This is a genomic window from Geobacillus lituanicus (genome assembly GCF_050994965.1).
Taxonomy (GTDB): domain Bacteria; phylum Bacillota; class Bacilli; order Bacillales; family Anoxybacillaceae; genus Geobacillus; species Geobacillus stearothermophilus.
On the sequence record NZ_CP194773.1, the window covers coordinates 2,461,170 to 2,475,949 of the forward strand.

Sequence of the window (14,780 nt, forward strand, 5' to 3'; positions counted from 1 at the left end):
CGCCGGAAATCCTGCCGCCCGACAAAACTAGTGGTTGTTCGCCAAAGATAGGGAAAAGGCCGCAAAAATTGACATTATCCCGCTTGGACGAAACGGCTGAACACCCGTTTAAACAAGTCCCAAAAGCTGGCCTCCGCCACCGTTTGCTTCGCGACGATCGGGCTGCGCAAAATTTCTTTTCCATCCTGCTTCAAAATGAGGACGCCGAGCTCATCGCCTTTGCGAACCGGGGCCTTCACATCGTCTTTCACTTTGATCACTTTTTCAATTTGTTTGGTTGATTGTCCTTTTTTCGTCAACACTGACACCGGCTCAGACGTCACCGCCGCCACCGATTTTTGCTTTCCTTTGCTGACGTTGACATGGGCGACGGTTTCATTCCGCTCGTATACCGGAAGGGTTTGGTATTGGGCAAACGCGTAATCAAGCATTTTTGTAATTTGAGCGTTGCGCGATTTCGGCGTCGGTGCTCCGAACACGACGGCAATGACGCGCATGCCGTTTCGTTCCGCTGTTGCGGTCAAGCAATATTTCGCCTCGCCCGTATATCCTGTTTTTAACCCGTCAACACCCGGATAAAATTTGACAAGACGGTTTGTATTGACAAGCCAAAACTTCTTGTCCGTATTTTCGCGCAAATAGTCTTCGTATTTGCTTGTATATTTCGTAATGTCTTCATATTTCAACAGTTCGCGCGCCATAGCGGCCATGTCATGGGCGCTGCTGTAGTGATCTTCCGCCGGCAGGCCGGTTGCGTTGGCGAAATGGGTGTCTTTTAAGCCGAGCTGTTTCGCTTTTTCATTCATCATCTCAACAAACGCCTTTTCTGATCCGGCGATCCGCTCAGCCATGGCAACGGAAGCGTCATTCGCCGAACCGATGGCGATGGCGCGCAACAGCTCATCAACGGTCATTTCCTCGCCCGGCTCAAGGAAAATTTGCGACCCGCCCATCGAAGCTGCGTATTCGCTTGCCCGCACTTTTTCGTCGTAGGAGAGCTTGCCTTCGTCGATCGCTTCCATAATCAACAACATCGTCATAATTTTCGTCATGCTCGCCGGCGGCAGTTTTTCATGGGCGTTTTTTTCATAAAGCACGGTGCCGGTGTCGCGCTCAATCAAAATGGCTGATTTCGCCTCATCGGCCAGCTTCACTTTCGCCTCCTTCATCTCTTTCGCCTCGGCATGGGCAGAAAGAGGAAGAAAAAGAAGAAACGGCAATAAAAGAAGACGAGTGACTTTCGTTTTCATCTCCCAAACCTCCATTCTTTATACATGCCATTTTTTCCAGGCGAGATATTTTTATACAAAAAACAGCTCATTTTCCAAAAAACAAAAAAAACGCCCGAAACATTTGTTTCGAGCGTTTTCTTCCTTGCATCGCCCCTTGTTCTGTTGGCTCGGCCGGCGCTCAAACGATCGTCTCGTATACGAGCGGCGGCGGAGTGACGGGTTTAGGCGAAAGCCGAATGGCTGAGGACAGCGTTTCCTCCACCTCGCGCACGTCCGGCCGGTTGCTGTGGATCGTGGCCAACGTTTCTCCCTTTTGCACACGGTCACCGATTTTTTTATGAAGCACGACGCCGACAGCCAAGTCGATCGCGTCCTCTTTTTTCGCCCGACCGGCGCCAAGCCGCATGGCGGCTGTGCCGACTTCATCGGCGGCAATCTCGGCGACATAGCCGTCTTCCTTGGCGGCAACCGGGAAGGTGTACGCCGCTTTCGGCAAGTTGTCCGGGTTGTCGACCACCGACGGATCACCACCTTGCGCGGCTAAAAATGTTTTGAACGCTGCGATGGCAGAACCGTCGCGGAGCGCCCGTTCAAGCAGGCGCCGCGCCTCCCCAAGTGTCGATGCCCGTTCCGCCAGGCATACCATATGGCTGCCGAGCGTCAAACAAAGTTCGGTCAAATCGCGCGGCCCGTTTCCTTTCAGAGTGTCAATCGCCTCTTTCACTTCCAGGGCGTTGCCGACGGCATAACCGAGCGGCTGGCTCATATCAGAAATAATGGCCAACGTTCGGCGGCCGACGCGCTTGCCGATGTCGACCATCGCCTGGGCGAGCTGGCGCGCCTCGTCGAGTTCTTTCATAAACGCCCCCGCGCCCGTTTTGACGTCGAGCACGATGGCATCAGCGCCAGCAGCGATTTTTTTGCTCATGATCGATGAGGCAATGAGCGGGATGCTGTTGACCGTCGCGGTCACATCGCGGAGCGCGTACAGCTTTTTGTCAGCAGGCGTCAAATCGCTTGTTTGGCCGATAATGGCGATCTTGTTTTCGTTGACGAGCCGAATGAACTCCTCTTTGCTGATCTCGACATGAAACCCGGGCACCGACTCAAGTTTGTCGATCGTGCCCCCTGTATGGCCAAGGCCGCGCCCGGACATTTTCGCTACCGGCACGCCGACGGCGGCGACGAGCGGGCCTAACACGAGTGTCGTCGTATCGCCGACGCCGCCAGTCGAGTGTTTATCGACTTTCACGCCGCGGATGCCTGATAAGTCGATGACCTCGCCAGAATGGACCATCGCCATCGTCAGCGCCGCTGTTTCTTCTTCAGTCATGCCGCGGAAGTAAATCGCCATCGCGAGCGCGCTCATTTGGTAATCGGGAATGTCCCCGTTTGTATACCCTCGGACGATCCAATCAATTTCTTCCTTCGTCAGCGCCTCTCCATCACGCTTTTTTGCAATCAAATCGACCATTCGCATCGCGATCACCTTTTTCAGTTTGATTTCGCCATTTCGGCGACAATCGCTTTCACAAACCGCAAAAAGTCCGTCTTCACCCTCTCGGCCGTTTCCACCACTTCATCATGATGAAGCGGAGCATCCGACATCCCTGCCGCCATATTCGAAATGCACGAAATGCCGAGCACCTCCATGCCGCCGTGGCGGGCGACGATCACTTCCGGGACGGTCGACATGCCGACCGCATCGCCGCCGAGCGTACGAATCATGCGAATTTCCGCCGGCGTTTCATATGACGGCCCCGTATTGGCGACATATACTCCTTCATGCACGCGAACGCCAAGTCTCGCCGCCGTTTCCTTGGCGAGCTGGCGCAAGCGCCGGCTGTACGCTTCCGTCATGTCTGGAAAGCGAGGACCAAGCTCCGGATCGTTCGGACCAATGAGCGGATTTGTGCCAAGCAAGTTAATATGGTCAGAAATGATCATCAAATCGCCCGGCCGGAACTGTTCGTTCACGCCGCCGGCGGCGTTCGTCACGATCAATTGACGGACGCCGAGCGCCTTCATCACCCGGACCGGAAACGTCACTTCGCGGAGCGAATATCCCTCGTAATAATGAAACCGCCCTTGCATGGCGACAACGGTCGCCCCCTCAAGCCGCCCATATACGAGCCGTCCAGCGTGTCCTTCAACGGTCGACACTGGAAATCCGGGAATCTCCTCGTACGGAATGCGAACCGCCTCCTCGATTTCCTCGGCGAGCACGCCGAGTCCCGAACCGAGAATCAAGCCGATGGCGGGCGGTGCCGGCATACGCTGACGCAAAACATCAGCTGCTTTTTCAATCATGTGTCGATCCATATCTCTTCCCCCTTGTCTCATCATTTCACCGCCAAAAAAGCAGAGCGGCCTCTGTTACTTTAAGTCGGCCAAAAAGCTCGTTCCGTGCGGCGGCATATGAACTTGAAAATTATCGGCGATCGTCGCCCCGACATCGGCAAACGTCTCGCGGACTGGGAGCGGCTTGCCGCCGCGAAATCGCGGGCTGTACACAAGAAGCGGCACATATTCGCGCGTATGGTCCGTTCCATGGTGAATCGGGTCGTTGCCATGATCGGCCGTAATGATCAGAAGGTCATCGTTTTTCAGCCGCGGCAGCACCTCGGCAAGCCGGGCGTCAAACTCCTCAAGCGCGTCGCCGTAGCCTTTTGGGTCGCGGCGGTGGCCATATTTGGCATCAAAATCGACGAGGTTCACAAAACTGAGCCCGGTAAAGTCGATGCTGAGCGTACCGATGAGCTTATCCATGCCATCCATGTTCGAGGTAGTCCGCAGCGATTGCGTCACCCCTTCATTGTCGTAAATATCGGCGATTTTTCCAATGGCGATCACATCATAGCCCGCGTCTTTCAGTTCGTTCATCACCGTGCGGCCGAACGGTTTGAGCGCATAGTCATGCCGGTTCGGCGTCCGCTCAAACCGGCCGGGCGTCCCGATGAACGGGCGGGCGATGACGCGCCCAACCATGTATGGCTCATCGCGCGTCAGCTCACGGGCGATTTCACAAATGCGGTACAGCTCCTCAAGCGGCACGACGTCCTCGTGGGCAGCGATTTGCAAGACAGAATCAGCTGATGTGTAGACGATGATCGCCCCTGTTTTCATATGCTCTTCACCGAGCTCTTCAATGATCGCCGTTCCGCTTGCCGGTTTGTTGCCGATCACCTTCCGACCGGTGCGCCGCTCCAGTTCGGCGATCAGCTCGTCCGGAAATCCGTCGGGAAAGACGCGGAACGGCTTGTCGATGCGAAGGCCCATCAGCTCCCAATGGCCGGTCATCGTATCTTTGCCGGCGGACGCCTCTTTCATTTTGGTGTGATACGCGAGCGGCTCCGCGACTTTCGGCACTCCCTTAATTTCACGAATATGGCTTAAACCGAGCTTCGCCATATTCGGCATGCGCAAGCCGCCGCGGTATTCAGCGATATGCCCAAGCGTATCCGCTCCTTTGTCGTTATACTTTTCAGCATCAGGCGCCTCGCCGATGCCGACCGAATCCATGACAATTAAAAACACGCGCCGGTATCTGGCTTTCACGTTCATTCCTCCTGCCTGCAATGAAGATGGTATCTCTTCCTATTGTTCCTAATTTAAGCGCAAAACACGCTGGCGGTAAATTGGTCAGAAGTCTGACAACTTTACAAACAAGCAAACGCCCAGCCACAGCAATGGGCGCAGCTAGGCGCGCGGATGGTACTGTTTATACACGTCTTTTAGGCGCGTTTTCGTCACGTGCGTATACATTTGCGTCGTTGAAATGTCAGCATGCCCAAGCAGTTCCTGAACGGCGCGTAAGTCAGCCCCGTTCTCAAGCAGATGCGTCGCAAACGAGTGCCGGAGCGTATGCGGCGTCAATTCTTTTTCGATGCCGGCTTCTTTCGCGAGCCGCTTTAAAATTTTCCAAAACCCTTGCCGCGTCAGGCGCTGCCCGTAATGGTTCAAAAACAGCGCCTCGGTTGCCCGTTTGCGCGGATTGACAAGCTGCGGACGCCCGTGCTCCAAGTAGCGGACAAGCGCCTCGATCGCCATTCGCCCGATCGGCACGATCCGCTCTTTTCGACCTTTTCCATAGCAGCGGACAAACCCCATCGTCAAGTGCACGTCAGCCAAATTCAGCTGCACGAGTTCGCTGACGCGCATGCCGGTCGCATACAACAGCTCGAGCATCGCCTTGTCGCGCAAGCCAAATGGCGTATTCGTCTGCGGCGCTGACAAGAGCGCTTCAACTTCCTCGACCGACAGCACTTTCGGCAGCGTCCGCTCAAACTGCGGCGTTTCGATATGGACGGTCGGATCTTGGGAAACGATTTTCTCCCGTAGCAAAAACTGATGGAACGAGCGAATCGACGCCAAATGACGGGCAATCGTCCGCGCCGACTGTCCTTGTTCGCTCAAAAATTTCAAGAAATGAAGAATGTGCAGCCGCTCGACTTCGCCCCACGCCCCGAGCTGCTCAACTTGGCGCAAATAATGGGCATACTTTTTCAAATCGCGCTCGTATGAAATAATGGTGTTGTGCGCCAAGTTTCGCTCCACCGTCAAATAATGCAGGAAATCGCTCAATTCGTGTTCCAACGCTCTCTACTCCCCGTCGCGATAAAAAAATAATAGCCGGTCAAGCCAGCTGGGCGGTGCACTCTCTGCCGCCGATACTTTGACCGCCGATCCTTTCGGCTCATCGTACCGGTGATAATATTCATATTCGCGGTTAAACCATACAAGACTATAATAAAATAAAATGGTGCATCCCGTAAACAAAAGAAATACTTTCACCATTTGCCAAACGGTTTTCATGGCATCCTCCCCATCGGCAGCTTGTCTGTTTGCTAGTATGAGGATATGCCGTTTGGTTCCTGATTTATACGCATATACGCAAAAACCCTTTCCCGCCGGAAAAGGTTTTTTATTTTTCTTCTTCGTGTTTTTGCTGGCAGCGATGGCAAATGCCGTGGAACGTCAAGCGGTGGTCTTTAATTTTAAATTTCCATTCCCGCTCGACAATGGCTTCGACGTCTTCAAGCAAATCCTCTTGAATTTCCGCCACCGATCCGCATTCGAGGCAAACGAGATGGTGATGAAAATGGGCCGCCCCTTCCTTGCGGAGATCATAGCGCGACACCCCGTCCCCGAAGTTGATTTTATCGACAATTTTCAACTCGGTGAGCAGCTCGAGCGTCCGATATACGGTCGCCAGTCCGATCTCTGGGGATTTTTCTTTCACGAGGAGGTAGACGTCTTCCGCGCTTAAATGGTCTTCTTCATGTTCAAGCAGGACTCTTACTGTCGCTTCCCGCTGCGGCGTCAGTTTATAGCCGGCTGAGTGCAGCTGCTTCTTAATTCGTTCCACACGATCTTCCATGTTTTCATTCCTCCCTCGCCATTCACCTCCCATTATAACAAATGTGCGCGGGAAGGTTCAAAGTATAATTACTATCACAAAAGAACAACAATGATTACTACATAATAATTATTATTAAATTAACGACCCATTTCACCACCTGTTTCATCAAGACCGGCGAAAGGTACGCTTCCACCGCCGAAGAGACAAGCAGCCCGAAGGCGGCCGCGGCCATCGCCGCGGCATAGCGCATTACCATCGGGAACACTGGCTCGTGCGGCCGTTTCATAAACTGATTGCGCACCATCCGCAAGGAAAACGATATCGACATCACGCCCATCACGATCATGAGCGGAATGACAAGCAAATTTTGCGGCATCACCGAAACAAATGACAATAAAAACCCTTTCCAGCCCATTTGATTGACTAAAAAGCCGACGGTGAAGCCGACGACAATGCCTTTTAAAAACAGTAAAACCAAAATGACCGGCAGTCCGATGACGGAAATGCCGAGCACCCACATGAGGGCCATATATTTGACGTTATGCATGTAGCTTTGACGGAACATGTCGTGGGCGCTTGCCACGTTGTCTTTTGATACTTGTCCAAAAAATTGCGCCAAGTAATAATACAAATCTTGCTTTTGGCTGAAGCCGAGGCTGTTGACGACAATGGCGCCAAAAATGACGCCCATTAAAAACAGGACGATGACAAATACGTATAGTGAAGCGTGGTCGCGCAAATGAATAGCGGCGGCCGATTTCAGCGGATGGGTTCTCATCGTGCTTCGTCCTCCTATTTGTCTCTTAGTAGATTGTATGTCCATCCGCCTGATGTATGACTGCTTTCTGCAAAAAGAACACCGCCATGGCCGTTCCCTTGCTGGATGGGGCCATGGCGTTCAGCGTTCCGCTTTCTCCCGCTTTTGTCCATCACGCTTCCCGCACTTTTCCGTATCTCCCACCGCCCCCGGCCTCGATATAGAGCGCACCGCTGCGGGCAAGGACGATCAGTTGGGCCAATTTTTCTCCGACCGTCTCCGCGATCTCTTCCTCCGCCGCCTCATGAAGAACGCGCATTTCCGTGCCAAAACGGCCGAGCAGCTTTTCATACGCTTTTGGACCAAGGCCGGGGATGAATTCAAGCGGCACTTGATAAATGTACGGCGGCCGTTTCGGCCCGCGTTCTGCCGTTTTCAGCTCCTCCAGCCGGTCAAACACACCTTTCACGACCCGATGATGGCCGCACGCCGCACAGCTGTCGACGTCCGGTGCAGCCGGCGCAAGGCAACGCTCGCACACTGTCTGGTGATATTTTCCTAGTTTCGGATTTAAACCGTAGTTGGCGACAATCGCGCGCCCGTCTTCACCGCGCAGCGCTTTTTCAAACTCGGCAAACGTCGGGGAGGAAAGCCGCACTTCTTCATATTCGCGGGCGATTTTCCGCAGCGAATGGGCATCGGAATTCGTCAAGTACGGGTAGCGATGCAATTCGGCGATCTGGTCGGCCATCGCCGTGTCGGCGCTCAGCCCAAGTTCTACAGCATCAATGAGATCCGGGTCGAACACCTCCGTCAAGCTGCGTTCGACGCCTCTTCCGTACAAACTTTTAAACGGGGTGAATGCATGCGCAGGGATGAACCAGCCGCCTCGCTCTTTCACTGTCTGTTGCAATTCGCGCCCTGAGGCGTGAAGGCGCTGCGTGCTGAGCGATACGTTTTTCACCCGCTCCCCAAGCCAGACAGAAAATGCGCGCATGGCGGAAACGGTCGGCAAAAAGGCGAGCACGTGGATCGGTCCATGGCAATGGTCGTCATATACTTCGATTTCACTGCCTAGCAAAAGCGTCACCTTTCCGGCGCTGACGCCGCCCCCCTCATATTCGCGCCAACCGTGCTTCTCCATTGCCCGCTCGAGCTCGTCCAGCACTTCGGGCACATGGCTGTCAATCACACCGACGAGGTCGATCCCTTTCACCTCAGCCGCCTCATGCAAGATGTTCTCAAGCGTCAACGTCCGCGCCCCGGTAATTTTCACCGGGCGGCCCGAGGCGGTGCGGCCGATGTGAATATGTAAATCAGCGTAATAACGGCCGAGGCCGCCCGCGTGTGTTTGATCAGGCATTTTGCCCCCCCAACGCGCGGCGCAACTGCAAATATTGCAAAGCGTACGCCGTTTTGGCGTCATAAATTTCGCGTCGTTCCAGCATATGAAGCGCCTCCTCCAATGTCACTTCCAACAGCTCGACAAACTCATCTTCATCCAAATCGGTGCCGTCCTCCGCTTTTTCCAGCCCCTCGGCAACATACAAATGAATGAGCTCATCGGCAAACCCCGGGGACGTATAAAAAGAAATCAGATGGCGCATCGATTGGGCGCGGTAGCCCGTTTCCTCTTTCAGCTCGCGGTGTGCGGAAGCGAGCGGCTCTTCCCCATGTTCTAGCTTGCCCGCCGGAATCTCGACTAATGCGCGCTCCAGCGCTTTTCGGTACTGGCGGACAAGAACGATTTTCCCGTCCGGCAACAGCGGCAGCACCGCCACCGCGCCCGGGTGCTTGATCACCTCGCGCCGGCTTTTCTGCCCGTTTGGCAGCTCCACTTCCTCCACATACAACTCAATAATGCGGCCGCTGAACAGCTTCTCTTTGCGGATCGTTTTTTCATACAGCTCCATGTTCATTCTCCCCTATCAAATTGGATCGATTCTTTTCCATTGTACTACATGTTTGGCCATTTTTTCGCTTCCGTTGTACAATGAACATATCATCATCGATCGCGAAAGGGGGCGCAAAAGATGAACAAACGCCGCATCGGCACATCAGACTTATACGTCAGCGAAATTGGACTCGGCTGCATGTCGCTCGGCACGGATGAGCGTCATGCCATTTATCTCATCCATGAAGCGTTGGAGCGCGGCATCAACTACTTGGATACAGCCGATTTATACGACCGCGGCTTAAATGAGGAGTTTGTCGGCAAAGCGGTGAAAGGAAAACGCGGCCAAGTCATTATCGCGACAAAAGTCGGCAACCGTTGGCGGCCGGATGGCAGCGGCTGGGACTGGGATCCGTCAAAAGCCTATATCAAACAAGCGGTCAAAGAGAGCCTGCGCCGCCTGCAAACGGACTACATTGACTTATACCAGCTCCACGGCGGCACGATCGACGACCCGATCGATGAGACGATTGAAGCGTTCGAAGAGTTGAAGCAAGAAGGCGTCATCCGTTGGTACGGCATCTCCTCGATCCGCCCAAACGTCATTCGCGAATATGTGAAGCGCTCGAACATCGTCAGCGTCATGATGCAATACAGCTTGCTTGACCGGCGGCCGGAAGAATGGTTCCCGCTTCTTCGCGAACACAACATCAGCGTGATCGCCCGCGGCCCGGTCGCAAAAGGCTTGCTCACGAGCCGCCCGCTTGAGCAGGCGGGAAGCGCGGTGAAACAACACGGCTACCTCGATTATTCGTATGAAGAACTGCAGGCGCTCATCCCGAAGCTGAAGGAAAAAACGGCCGGACGCCGGTCCTTGACCGCGACTGCGCTGCAATTTTGCTTGTATGACCCGGTCGTTGCCGCCGTCATCCCGGGCGCCAGCCGCCTTGAACAGCTTGAGGAAAACGTCGCCGCTGCGTCAGCCCCGCCGCTTGACCGCACTGAATACGAATGGCTGAAACAAGCGACGAAACGCTCGGTGTACGACGTGCATCGGTGAACTACCCCCACTTAATTTTCTAGCGAAAATTTGAAGTGGGGGCTTCCAAAGAAGTTTGACTGCTTCAAGCAATCCTTATTCTTTGAGGCGTGTCCACTTCGCCGCTAGAGCATAAGACACTCAGGTCTACAGCTTTACTTTTCTTTAAGATGTTTAATGCGCCATTGACATCCTGTTTACGAGTGGTGCCTTTGATTTTTTGCTTATCTTTTATGCTTTGAAGTCTGGCATTTTCTTTGTTAAACCATTGATTTATACTTTTTAATCTCCGCCCATCAATGATGAATGATCTGCCGTCTGATGTGACACAAGTTTTTACTGAATCTATCCTATTTTCAGCAAAATATAGTTAAGGCGATTCATCTCCCACTTACTCCGCTTCGCTTCGTTGAAGTGGGAGTCTTCTCGCCTAATTAAGATAAAAACCAAAGGAGCGGAAAGAAAGCCGACATGCCTTGCTGAAAAATAGATCGAGCCAAAAAATGCAAACAAATCGAGAGCCCGGCGGCCGCTGACGGCCGCATACGGGCTCTCGTTCGGTACGTGCGGCCGCTCATTTGCGACGAGCGGGCCGACCGTCGTAAGCGGCGCGCGCAAATTGACGGCCAACGCGACGACTGCTCCGGCCGTCCAGAATGGAAAAGAAGAGGGGCGCGTCGCTGCCGCATTCGATTTCATCGTCCATCCCCTCCGCTACTTAAATTTCCGCCAGTCTAGCTCGCTTTCCTCAAGCAGCTCGGCAAACGATTTCTGTTCCTCACGGCGGCGCGCTTCCTCGCGGCGCCGCGCTTCCTCTGCCGCCCGCCTCCGCGCTTCTTCCTCGGCAAGTGCGCGCTTTTTCTCAAGCAGCTTCGCTTCCACCGCGGCGCCAAGCCGGTCGGCGATCGTCAAGGCCTCCGTCCCTTGCTCTTTTTTTCGCCCGATCTTCTTCATCATGTCCGCCCCCCTTGCATAACAATCGTTCATTTGTCAAACGATACAACTACACGACAAAGAAAAGGAGAGATGATAGATGGCGAAAAACCGCGCCCAAAAAGGGAAACCATCCGCTGATACGGTCAAGCCGGTGATCGCAAAAGAAGAATTGGAAAAAGCAATCCACCCGACCAAGCGGCAAAACAGTCCTCAATAACCGCAACATAGACGATGCAGCTTTTATCAAAAGGGGCGCCCTGCAGCCCAAATCGGCTTTCAGGGCGTCCCCTTTACAACACTTCGGTGATGTGCGGCATATGCTCGCCAAGCCAAGCAATGGCCGCCTCCAGCGTCGGAAACTCTTTCGTTTCAAACGTCATTTCGTTTTGCAGCAGCCAGACGTCTTTCGCCTCATGATACGGGCCGGCGACCGACCAATGAAGCAAGCTGTACGGATCGTTTTCATGGGTGAACGACACCCATGTTTTTTGCTTCGCCGTCTTTGCGAGCTGCTCTAACTTACCGTTCATCGCCGGATTTCACCTCAACAAGCGGCATATGACCATTCAACGTTTGCCCTAGGCTTTTGAGCTGAAAAACGGTCGTTCCCGGCTTGACGTCAATCGTCATCGCTTCATCAAAAAAGATGAGCCGCGACCGTTCGACGAGCACCGGCACGAAATTCGTTTCGACGGCCAAATCATCGTCATCGGCCTTGTCGACAAGCCATAGCGCCGGCACGCCGTCGACCAAACAGCCGCAGCCGTCCGTGTCAAACGCCAGCTTTAACTGCCGCTCGGATTGCGCTACAATAGAGGCAAGCGCTCGTTTGGCTGCATCCGTAAACGTGATCGATACACTCATGCTTGACTCCTTTTTCCTTATTGATTTTCTTTTTCATTTTACCTGCCAACACGCGAAACTGTCAAAGCAAAGGAGGAACAAGCGATGGCAAACGTGCAAATCAAAGTGAACGACAACGGTTCGCTGCGCGTCACCGGCGATGTGGAACTGCTCGATGGAGAAGGAAAGCCGTTTGTGACGAAACAAACGTTTTCGCTCTGCCGTTGTGGGCTGTCGAACAATAAACCGTTTTGCGACGGTTCACATAAAGGCCGATTCCAATCGGTCGTCCGCGCCCCTTTGCCGGAAACGGATAAACAATAAGGCGGTGAGAAGCCGATGGACGAACGATGGCTGCAAAAACAAGTGCGCAACTGCCTGCGGCATTATGGCTATGATGATGACATGATGCCGCTTGGCGAAGACGACTGGCGCGAGCTTTGCGCCCGCATTGCCGCCGCCAAAGAGAGGCAGCCAAACGCGGACATGTATGAACTTGTCCATGACGCCGTCTACCGGTTCATCACCAGCGCTTGACCCGGCTCGTGTCAAACGAACACGGGGTTGGCCCCAAAGGCCATCTTTCTTCAAGAAGAGGAAAGGCGTTTCGCGCGTCTAGACGATGATCAGAAAGGGTGCCCCTTATATTTGGGACACCCTCGCTTACTTTTGGAAAAACGCCCCTTTCGCCACCTTTTCCACCAAACTCGGCGCAAGGCGATACAGCCGGCTGCCGAGATCCATCCAGCGCGGCATGTTCACTTCGCGCGTCGGCGTCATCATCACGTCGACCACACGCTTCGCCACCGCCTCCGGGCGCAGCATCCAACGCGACACGTTGCGCACATACTCTCCCGATTCATCAGCGGTTGAAAAAAAGTTCGTCTCCACCGGCCCCGGATTGACGGCCGTGACAAAAATGCCAAAGCGCCCCGCCTCGAGGCGAAGGCTGTCAGTAAAGCCGATGACGGCATGTTTCGTCGCGGAATAGACGCTCGACTTCGGCGTCGCGATTTTGCCGGCTTGCGACGCAATGTTGATAATATGACCGCTTCCTCTCTCTTTCATATGCGAATACACCGCCTTCGTACAGGCGATGAGGCCGAAGACGTTGACGGCAAACATCCTCTCCATTTCATCCAAGTCGATGTCCTCGACATAGCGAAAGACGCCAAACCCGGCGTTGTTGACCAACACATCGATCGCGCCCAGTTCAGCAGACAGCTTCGCAAATACCGCCTCGACCATCTCGCGGTCGCTGACATCAAGCGATGCATACGGGGCGCGAATACCGGTTTGCGCTTCGATCCGCGCGCTCGCTTCTTTCAGACTTTCTTCACTGCGCGCCAAGAGCACCGGCACCGCCCCTTGGCGCGCCGCTTCATAGGCGATTTGCTCGCCAATTCCTCCCGACGCTCCGGTAATGACGACATGGCGCCCCTTCAGCCGCACACCGACACCCCCGCCGCTTCGTAGACGTATCGGCCGGCTTCCTGCTTTTTCGTCACATACCCGTTCGCCTCGAGATAATCAAGCTGGCCGATCGTCTCTGACATCGTCAGCATGAGCTGGCGTTCGTAAGCGGTGGGAAACAACTTTTGACAAACGTCAAACACCGTATGCGGGCGTTCTTTCACCATTTCGAGCACCCGCTCGGCGCGCTGGCGCTGCTTATCGAGCCGCTCGCGAACGAGCGCCGGAATATCGGTCGCATCGTCGCCATGGCCGTTTAACGAGCGAACGATGTCGTATTGCAGCATTTTTTCGAGCGATTCATTATACTGCAGCAGCAGTTTCGGCCGCTCGGTTTCCCCTTCCGCCGGCGGCTCCATCATTGGATTCGGGGAAATATGAACAAGCAAATGATCGCCGCCGATCAGCAATCCGTCCGCCTCGCGGTAGAGGGCGATATGGCTTTGCGCATGCCCCGGCGTTTCGATGACCTGCCACCCGGGCATCCCCGGCACCGCGTCCCCTTCCGTCACCATGATGTCAAGCCCGCGCCGGCTTGCATATCGAAGCGATCCACCTTCTTTGGACAGCTGACTGAACAAACGGCGGTCAACGCCGCATTCCGTAAAAAATTCCTGAAAAAATTGGACGTACCGTTCCATAAACGAACGTTCACGGCGCAAAAACGGATCCGCTTTCGGATGGCCGATGATCGGCGCATGCGGAACATAATCAAGCAAGCCGACATGATCCGGATGATGGTGAGTAATGACGATTTGTTCAATATCCTCTGGCGCATAACCGACCTCGCCAAGCTGCTTCACAAACAGCTGCCATGCTTCCTCTGTTTTCACTCCGGCATCGACCAGCGTCAACCGATCGCCGGCGATCACGTACATATGCACATCGCCGACCGGAAACGGCGTCGGCACCGTGATCCGATACACTCGTTCCTCGTTCATTGCGTTCCCTTCTTTCCTCAAGTTCATGAACCATCCCGTTCGAACCGTTTCATCAGTCAAAATGAATAGTTATTCATTATATTTTATTTTACAGTTTACATCGATTTCATCCATTTGTCATGCCTTTTTCTTCCGCACGACGAAATTGCAAAAAAATTCGCTCTCCTCTCTTGACAACAGCGCCTGTCCCGCGGCATAATGACTAATAACATCACGGATACGGCAAACCGGCGATGAACAGGGCCAGTAAACCGCAAACGGCACCAGAGAGCGAAGCCCGCGGCTGGAAGGCTTTGCGGCCCT

General features: G+C 54.1%; 19 protein-coding genes and 1 pseudogene. 3 read left to right on the forward strand and 17 right to left on the reverse strand.

What is annotated here, in order from left to right:
- Positions 1 to 74: 74 nt before the first annotated feature.
- The 10 genes from ACR1UW_RS12550 to ACR1UW_RS12595 form a co-directional block, all read right to left on the reverse strand.
- Positions 75 to 1,250 (reverse strand): D-alanyl-D-alanine carboxypeptidase family protein, encoded by a 1,176-nt coding sequence (locus tag ACR1UW_RS12550; protein WP_498933558.1) that lies wholly within the window; start codon positions 1,248 to 1,250, stop codon positions 75 to 77.
- Positions 1,251 to 1,410: 160 nt separating this feature from the next.
- On the reverse strand, positions 1,411 to 2,712 hold the full coding sequence (locus ACR1UW_RS12555) for a pyrimidine-nucleoside phosphorylase (protein ID WP_498933560.1): 1,302 nt from the start codon (positions 2,710 to 2,712) through the stop codon (positions 1,411 to 1,413).
- Positions 2,713 to 2,726: 14 nt separating this feature from the next.
- On the reverse strand, positions 2,727 to 3,554 hold the full coding sequence (locus ACR1UW_RS12560; protein WP_498933562.1) for a purine-nucleoside phosphorylase: 828 nt from the start codon (positions 3,552 to 3,554) through the stop codon (positions 2,727 to 2,729).
- A 54-nt stretch (positions 3,555 to 3,608) separates the two neighbouring features.
- Entirely contained in the window at positions 3,609 to 4,796 is a 1,188-nt protein-coding gene (deoB, locus tag ACR1UW_RS12565; RefSeq protein ID WP_498933564.1) for a phosphopentomutase, read from the reverse strand.
- 135 nt (positions 4,797 to 4,931) lie between these two features.
- Complete coding sequence (gene xerD / locus ACR1UW_RS12570) at positions 4,932 to 5,828, reverse strand: site-specific tyrosine recombinase XerD (RefSeq protein WP_033009062.1); 897 nt, start codon at positions 5,826 to 5,828, stop codon at positions 4,932 to 4,934.
- A gap of 6 nt (positions 5,829 to 5,834) precedes the next feature.
- Positions 5,835 to 6,047 (reverse strand): YqzK family protein, encoded by a 213-nt coding sequence (locus ACR1UW_RS12575; RefSeq protein ID WP_011231798.1) that lies wholly within the window; start codon positions 6,045 to 6,047, stop codon positions 5,835 to 5,837.
- A gap of 109 nt (positions 6,048 to 6,156) precedes the next feature.
- Entirely contained in the window at positions 6,157 to 6,612 is a 456-nt protein-coding gene (gene fur, locus ACR1UW_RS12580; RefSeq protein ID WP_033009058.1) for a ferric iron uptake transcriptional regulator, read from the reverse strand.
- A gap of 97 nt (positions 6,613 to 6,709) precedes the next feature.
- A complete protein-coding gene (gene spoIIM, locus ACR1UW_RS12585) occupies positions 6,710 to 7,372 on the reverse strand; it encodes a stage II sporulation protein M (protein WP_033009057.1) in 663 nt (220 codons plus the stop codon).
- 151 nt (positions 7,373 to 7,523) lie between these two features.
- Complete coding sequence (locus ACR1UW_RS12590; RefSeq protein WP_498933566.1) at positions 7,524 to 8,714, reverse strand: endonuclease Q family protein; 1,191 nt, start codon at positions 8,712 to 8,714, stop codon at positions 7,524 to 7,526.
- Positions 8,707 to 9,264 (reverse strand): NUDIX domain-containing protein, encoded by a 558-nt coding sequence (locus tag ACR1UW_RS12595; RefSeq protein ID WP_498933568.1) that lies wholly within the window; start codon positions 9,262 to 9,264, stop codon positions 8,707 to 8,709. Before ACR1UW_RS12595 ends, ACR1UW_RS12590 begins: the two co-directional genes overlap by 8 nt.
- Positions 9,265 to 9,384: 120 nt before the next feature.
- Between ACR1UW_RS12595 and ACR1UW_RS12600 the strand changes: the two genes are divergently transcribed.
- A complete protein-coding gene (locus ACR1UW_RS12600) occupies positions 9,385 to 10,305 on the forward strand; it encodes an aldo/keto reductase (protein WP_063330328.1) in 921 nt (306 codons plus the stop codon).
- A gap of 64 nt (positions 10,306 to 10,369) precedes the next feature.
- On the opposite strand, the pseudogene ACR1UW_RS12605 reads toward ACR1UW_RS12600, so the two are convergent.
- From ACR1UW_RS12605 to ACR1UW_RS12625, 5 genes and pseudogenes are all read right to left on the reverse strand, one after another.
- Positions 10,370 to 10,633: pseudogene (locus ACR1UW_RS12605) on the reverse strand (transposase); the annotation flags it as partial.
- Positions 10,630 to 10,983, reverse strand: coding sequence for a hypothetical protein (locus ACR1UW_RS12610; protein WP_498933571.1), 354 nt, complete (start codon positions 10,981 to 10,983; stop codon positions 10,630 to 10,632). The pseudogene ACR1UW_RS12605 and the gene ACR1UW_RS12610, both read right to left, overlap by 4 nt.
- A 15-nt stretch (positions 10,984 to 10,998) precedes the next feature.
- The gene (locus tag ACR1UW_RS12615; protein WP_033009052.1) at positions 10,999 to 11,241 is read right to left on the reverse strand and encodes a YqkE family protein; all 243 of its coding nucleotides are present in this window, start codon (positions 11,239 to 11,241) and stop codon (positions 10,999 to 11,001) included.
- A gap of 269 nt (positions 11,242 to 11,510) precedes the next feature.
- Entirely contained in the window at positions 11,511 to 11,750 is a 240-nt protein-coding gene (locus ACR1UW_RS12620) for a YqkC family protein (RefSeq protein WP_033009050.1), read from the reverse strand.
- Positions 11,740 to 12,084, reverse strand: a complete 345-nt coding sequence (locus ACR1UW_RS12625) for an iron-sulfur cluster biosynthesis family protein (protein ID WP_033009049.1) — start codon at positions 12,082 to 12,084, stop codon at positions 11,740 to 11,742. The genes ACR1UW_RS12620 and ACR1UW_RS12625 overlap by 11 nt, the downstream gene beginning before the upstream one ends.
- An 84-nt stretch (positions 12,085 to 12,168) precedes the next feature.
- Between ACR1UW_RS12625 and ACR1UW_RS12630 the strand changes: the two genes are divergently transcribed.
- The gene (locus tag ACR1UW_RS12630; protein ID WP_047818654.1) at positions 12,169 to 12,387 is read left to right on the forward strand and encodes a CDGSH iron-sulfur domain-containing protein; all 219 of its coding nucleotides are present in this window, start codon (positions 12,169 to 12,171) and stop codon (positions 12,385 to 12,387) included.
- A 15-nt stretch (positions 12,388 to 12,402) separates the two neighbouring features.
- A complete protein-coding gene (locus ACR1UW_RS12635) occupies positions 12,403 to 12,600 on the forward strand; it encodes a YqzH family protein (protein ID WP_033016480.1) in 198 nt (65 codons plus the stop codon).
- Between the two features lie 126 nt (positions 12,601 to 12,726).
- Here ACR1UW_RS12635 and ACR1UW_RS12640 read toward each other — a convergent pair whose 3' ends face one another.
- Positions 12,727 to 13,515 (reverse strand): SDR family NAD(P)-dependent oxidoreductase, encoded by a 789-nt coding sequence (locus tag ACR1UW_RS12640; protein ID WP_498933575.1) that lies wholly within the window; start codon positions 13,513 to 13,515, stop codon positions 12,727 to 12,729.
- Positions 13,506 to 14,477, reverse strand: a complete 972-nt coding sequence (locus ACR1UW_RS12645; RefSeq protein WP_498933577.1) for an MBL fold metallo-hydrolase — start codon at positions 14,475 to 14,477, stop codon at positions 13,506 to 13,508. Before ACR1UW_RS12645 ends, ACR1UW_RS12640 begins: the two co-directional genes overlap by 10 nt.
- Positions 14,478 to 14,780 lie beyond the last annotated feature (303 nt).

What these genes read in the sequence shown, in the direction of transcription:
- ACR1UW_RS12550 (WP_498933558.1), bottom strand. Translation starts at nt 1,250, where the DNA reads ATGAAAACGAAAGTCACTCGTCTTCTTTTATTGCCGTTTCTTCTTTTT.
- ACR1UW_RS12555 (WP_498933560.1), bottom strand. Translation starts at nt 2,712, where the DNA reads ATGCGAATGGTCGATTTGATTGCAAAAAAGCGTGATGGAGAGGCGCTG.
- ACR1UW_RS12560 (WP_498933562.1), bottom strand. Translation starts at nt 3,554, where the DNA reads ATGGATCGACACATGATTGAAAAAGCAGCTGATGTTTTGCGTCAGCGT.
- deoB (WP_498933564.1), bottom strand. Translation starts at nt 4,796, where the DNA reads ATGAACGTGAAAGCCAGATACCGGCGCGTGTTTTTAATTGTCATGGAT.
- ACR1UW_RS12575 (WP_011231798.1), bottom strand. Translation starts at nt 6,047, where the DNA reads ATGAAAACCGTTTGGCAAATGGTGAAAGTATTTCTTTTGTTTACGGGA.
- fur (WP_033009058.1), bottom strand. Translation starts at nt 6,612, where the DNA reads ATGGAAGATCGTGTGGAACGAATTAAGAAGCAGCTGCACTCAGCCGGC.
- spoIIM (WP_033009057.1), bottom strand. Translation starts at nt 7,372, where the DNA reads ATGAGAACCCATCCGCTGAAATCGGCCGCCGCTATTCATTTGCGCGAC.
- ACR1UW_RS12590 (WP_498933566.1), bottom strand. Translation starts at nt 8,714, where the DNA reads ATGCCTGATCAAACACACGCGGGCGGCCTCGGCCGTTATTACGCTGAT.
- ACR1UW_RS12595 (WP_498933568.1), bottom strand. Translation starts at nt 9,264, where the DNA reads ATGGAGCTGTATGAAAAAACGATCCGCAAAGAGAAGCTGTTCAGCGGC.
- ACR1UW_RS12600 (WP_063330328.1), top strand. Translation starts at nt 9,385, where the DNA reads ATGAACAAACGCCGCATCGGCACATCAGACTTATACGTCAGCGAAATT.
- ACR1UW_RS12610 (WP_498933571.1), bottom strand. Translation starts at nt 10,983, where the DNA reads ATGAAATCGAATGCGGCAGCGACGCGCCCCTCTTCTTTTCCATTCTGG.
- ACR1UW_RS12615 (WP_033009052.1), bottom strand. Translation starts at nt 11,241, where the DNA reads ATGATGAAGAAGATCGGGCGAAAAAAAGAGCAAGGGACGGAGGCCTTG.
- ACR1UW_RS12620 (WP_033009050.1), bottom strand. Translation starts at nt 11,750, where the DNA reads ATGAACGGTAAGTTAGAGCAGCTCGCAAAGACGGCGAAGCAAAAAACA.
- ACR1UW_RS12625 (WP_033009049.1), bottom strand. Translation starts at nt 12,084, where the DNA reads ATGAGTGTATCGATCACGTTTACGGATGCAGCCAAACGAGCGCTTGCC.
- ACR1UW_RS12630 (WP_047818654.1), top strand. Translation starts at nt 12,169, where the DNA reads ATGGCAAACGTGCAAATCAAAGTGAACGACAACGGTTCGCTGCGCGTC.
- ACR1UW_RS12635 (WP_033016480.1), top strand. Translation starts at nt 12,403, where the DNA reads ATGGACGAACGATGGCTGCAAAAACAAGTGCGCAACTGCCTGCGGCAT.
- ACR1UW_RS12645 (WP_498933577.1), bottom strand. Translation starts at nt 14,477, where the DNA reads ATGAACGAGGAACGAGTGTATCGGATCACGGTGCCGACGCCGTTTCCG.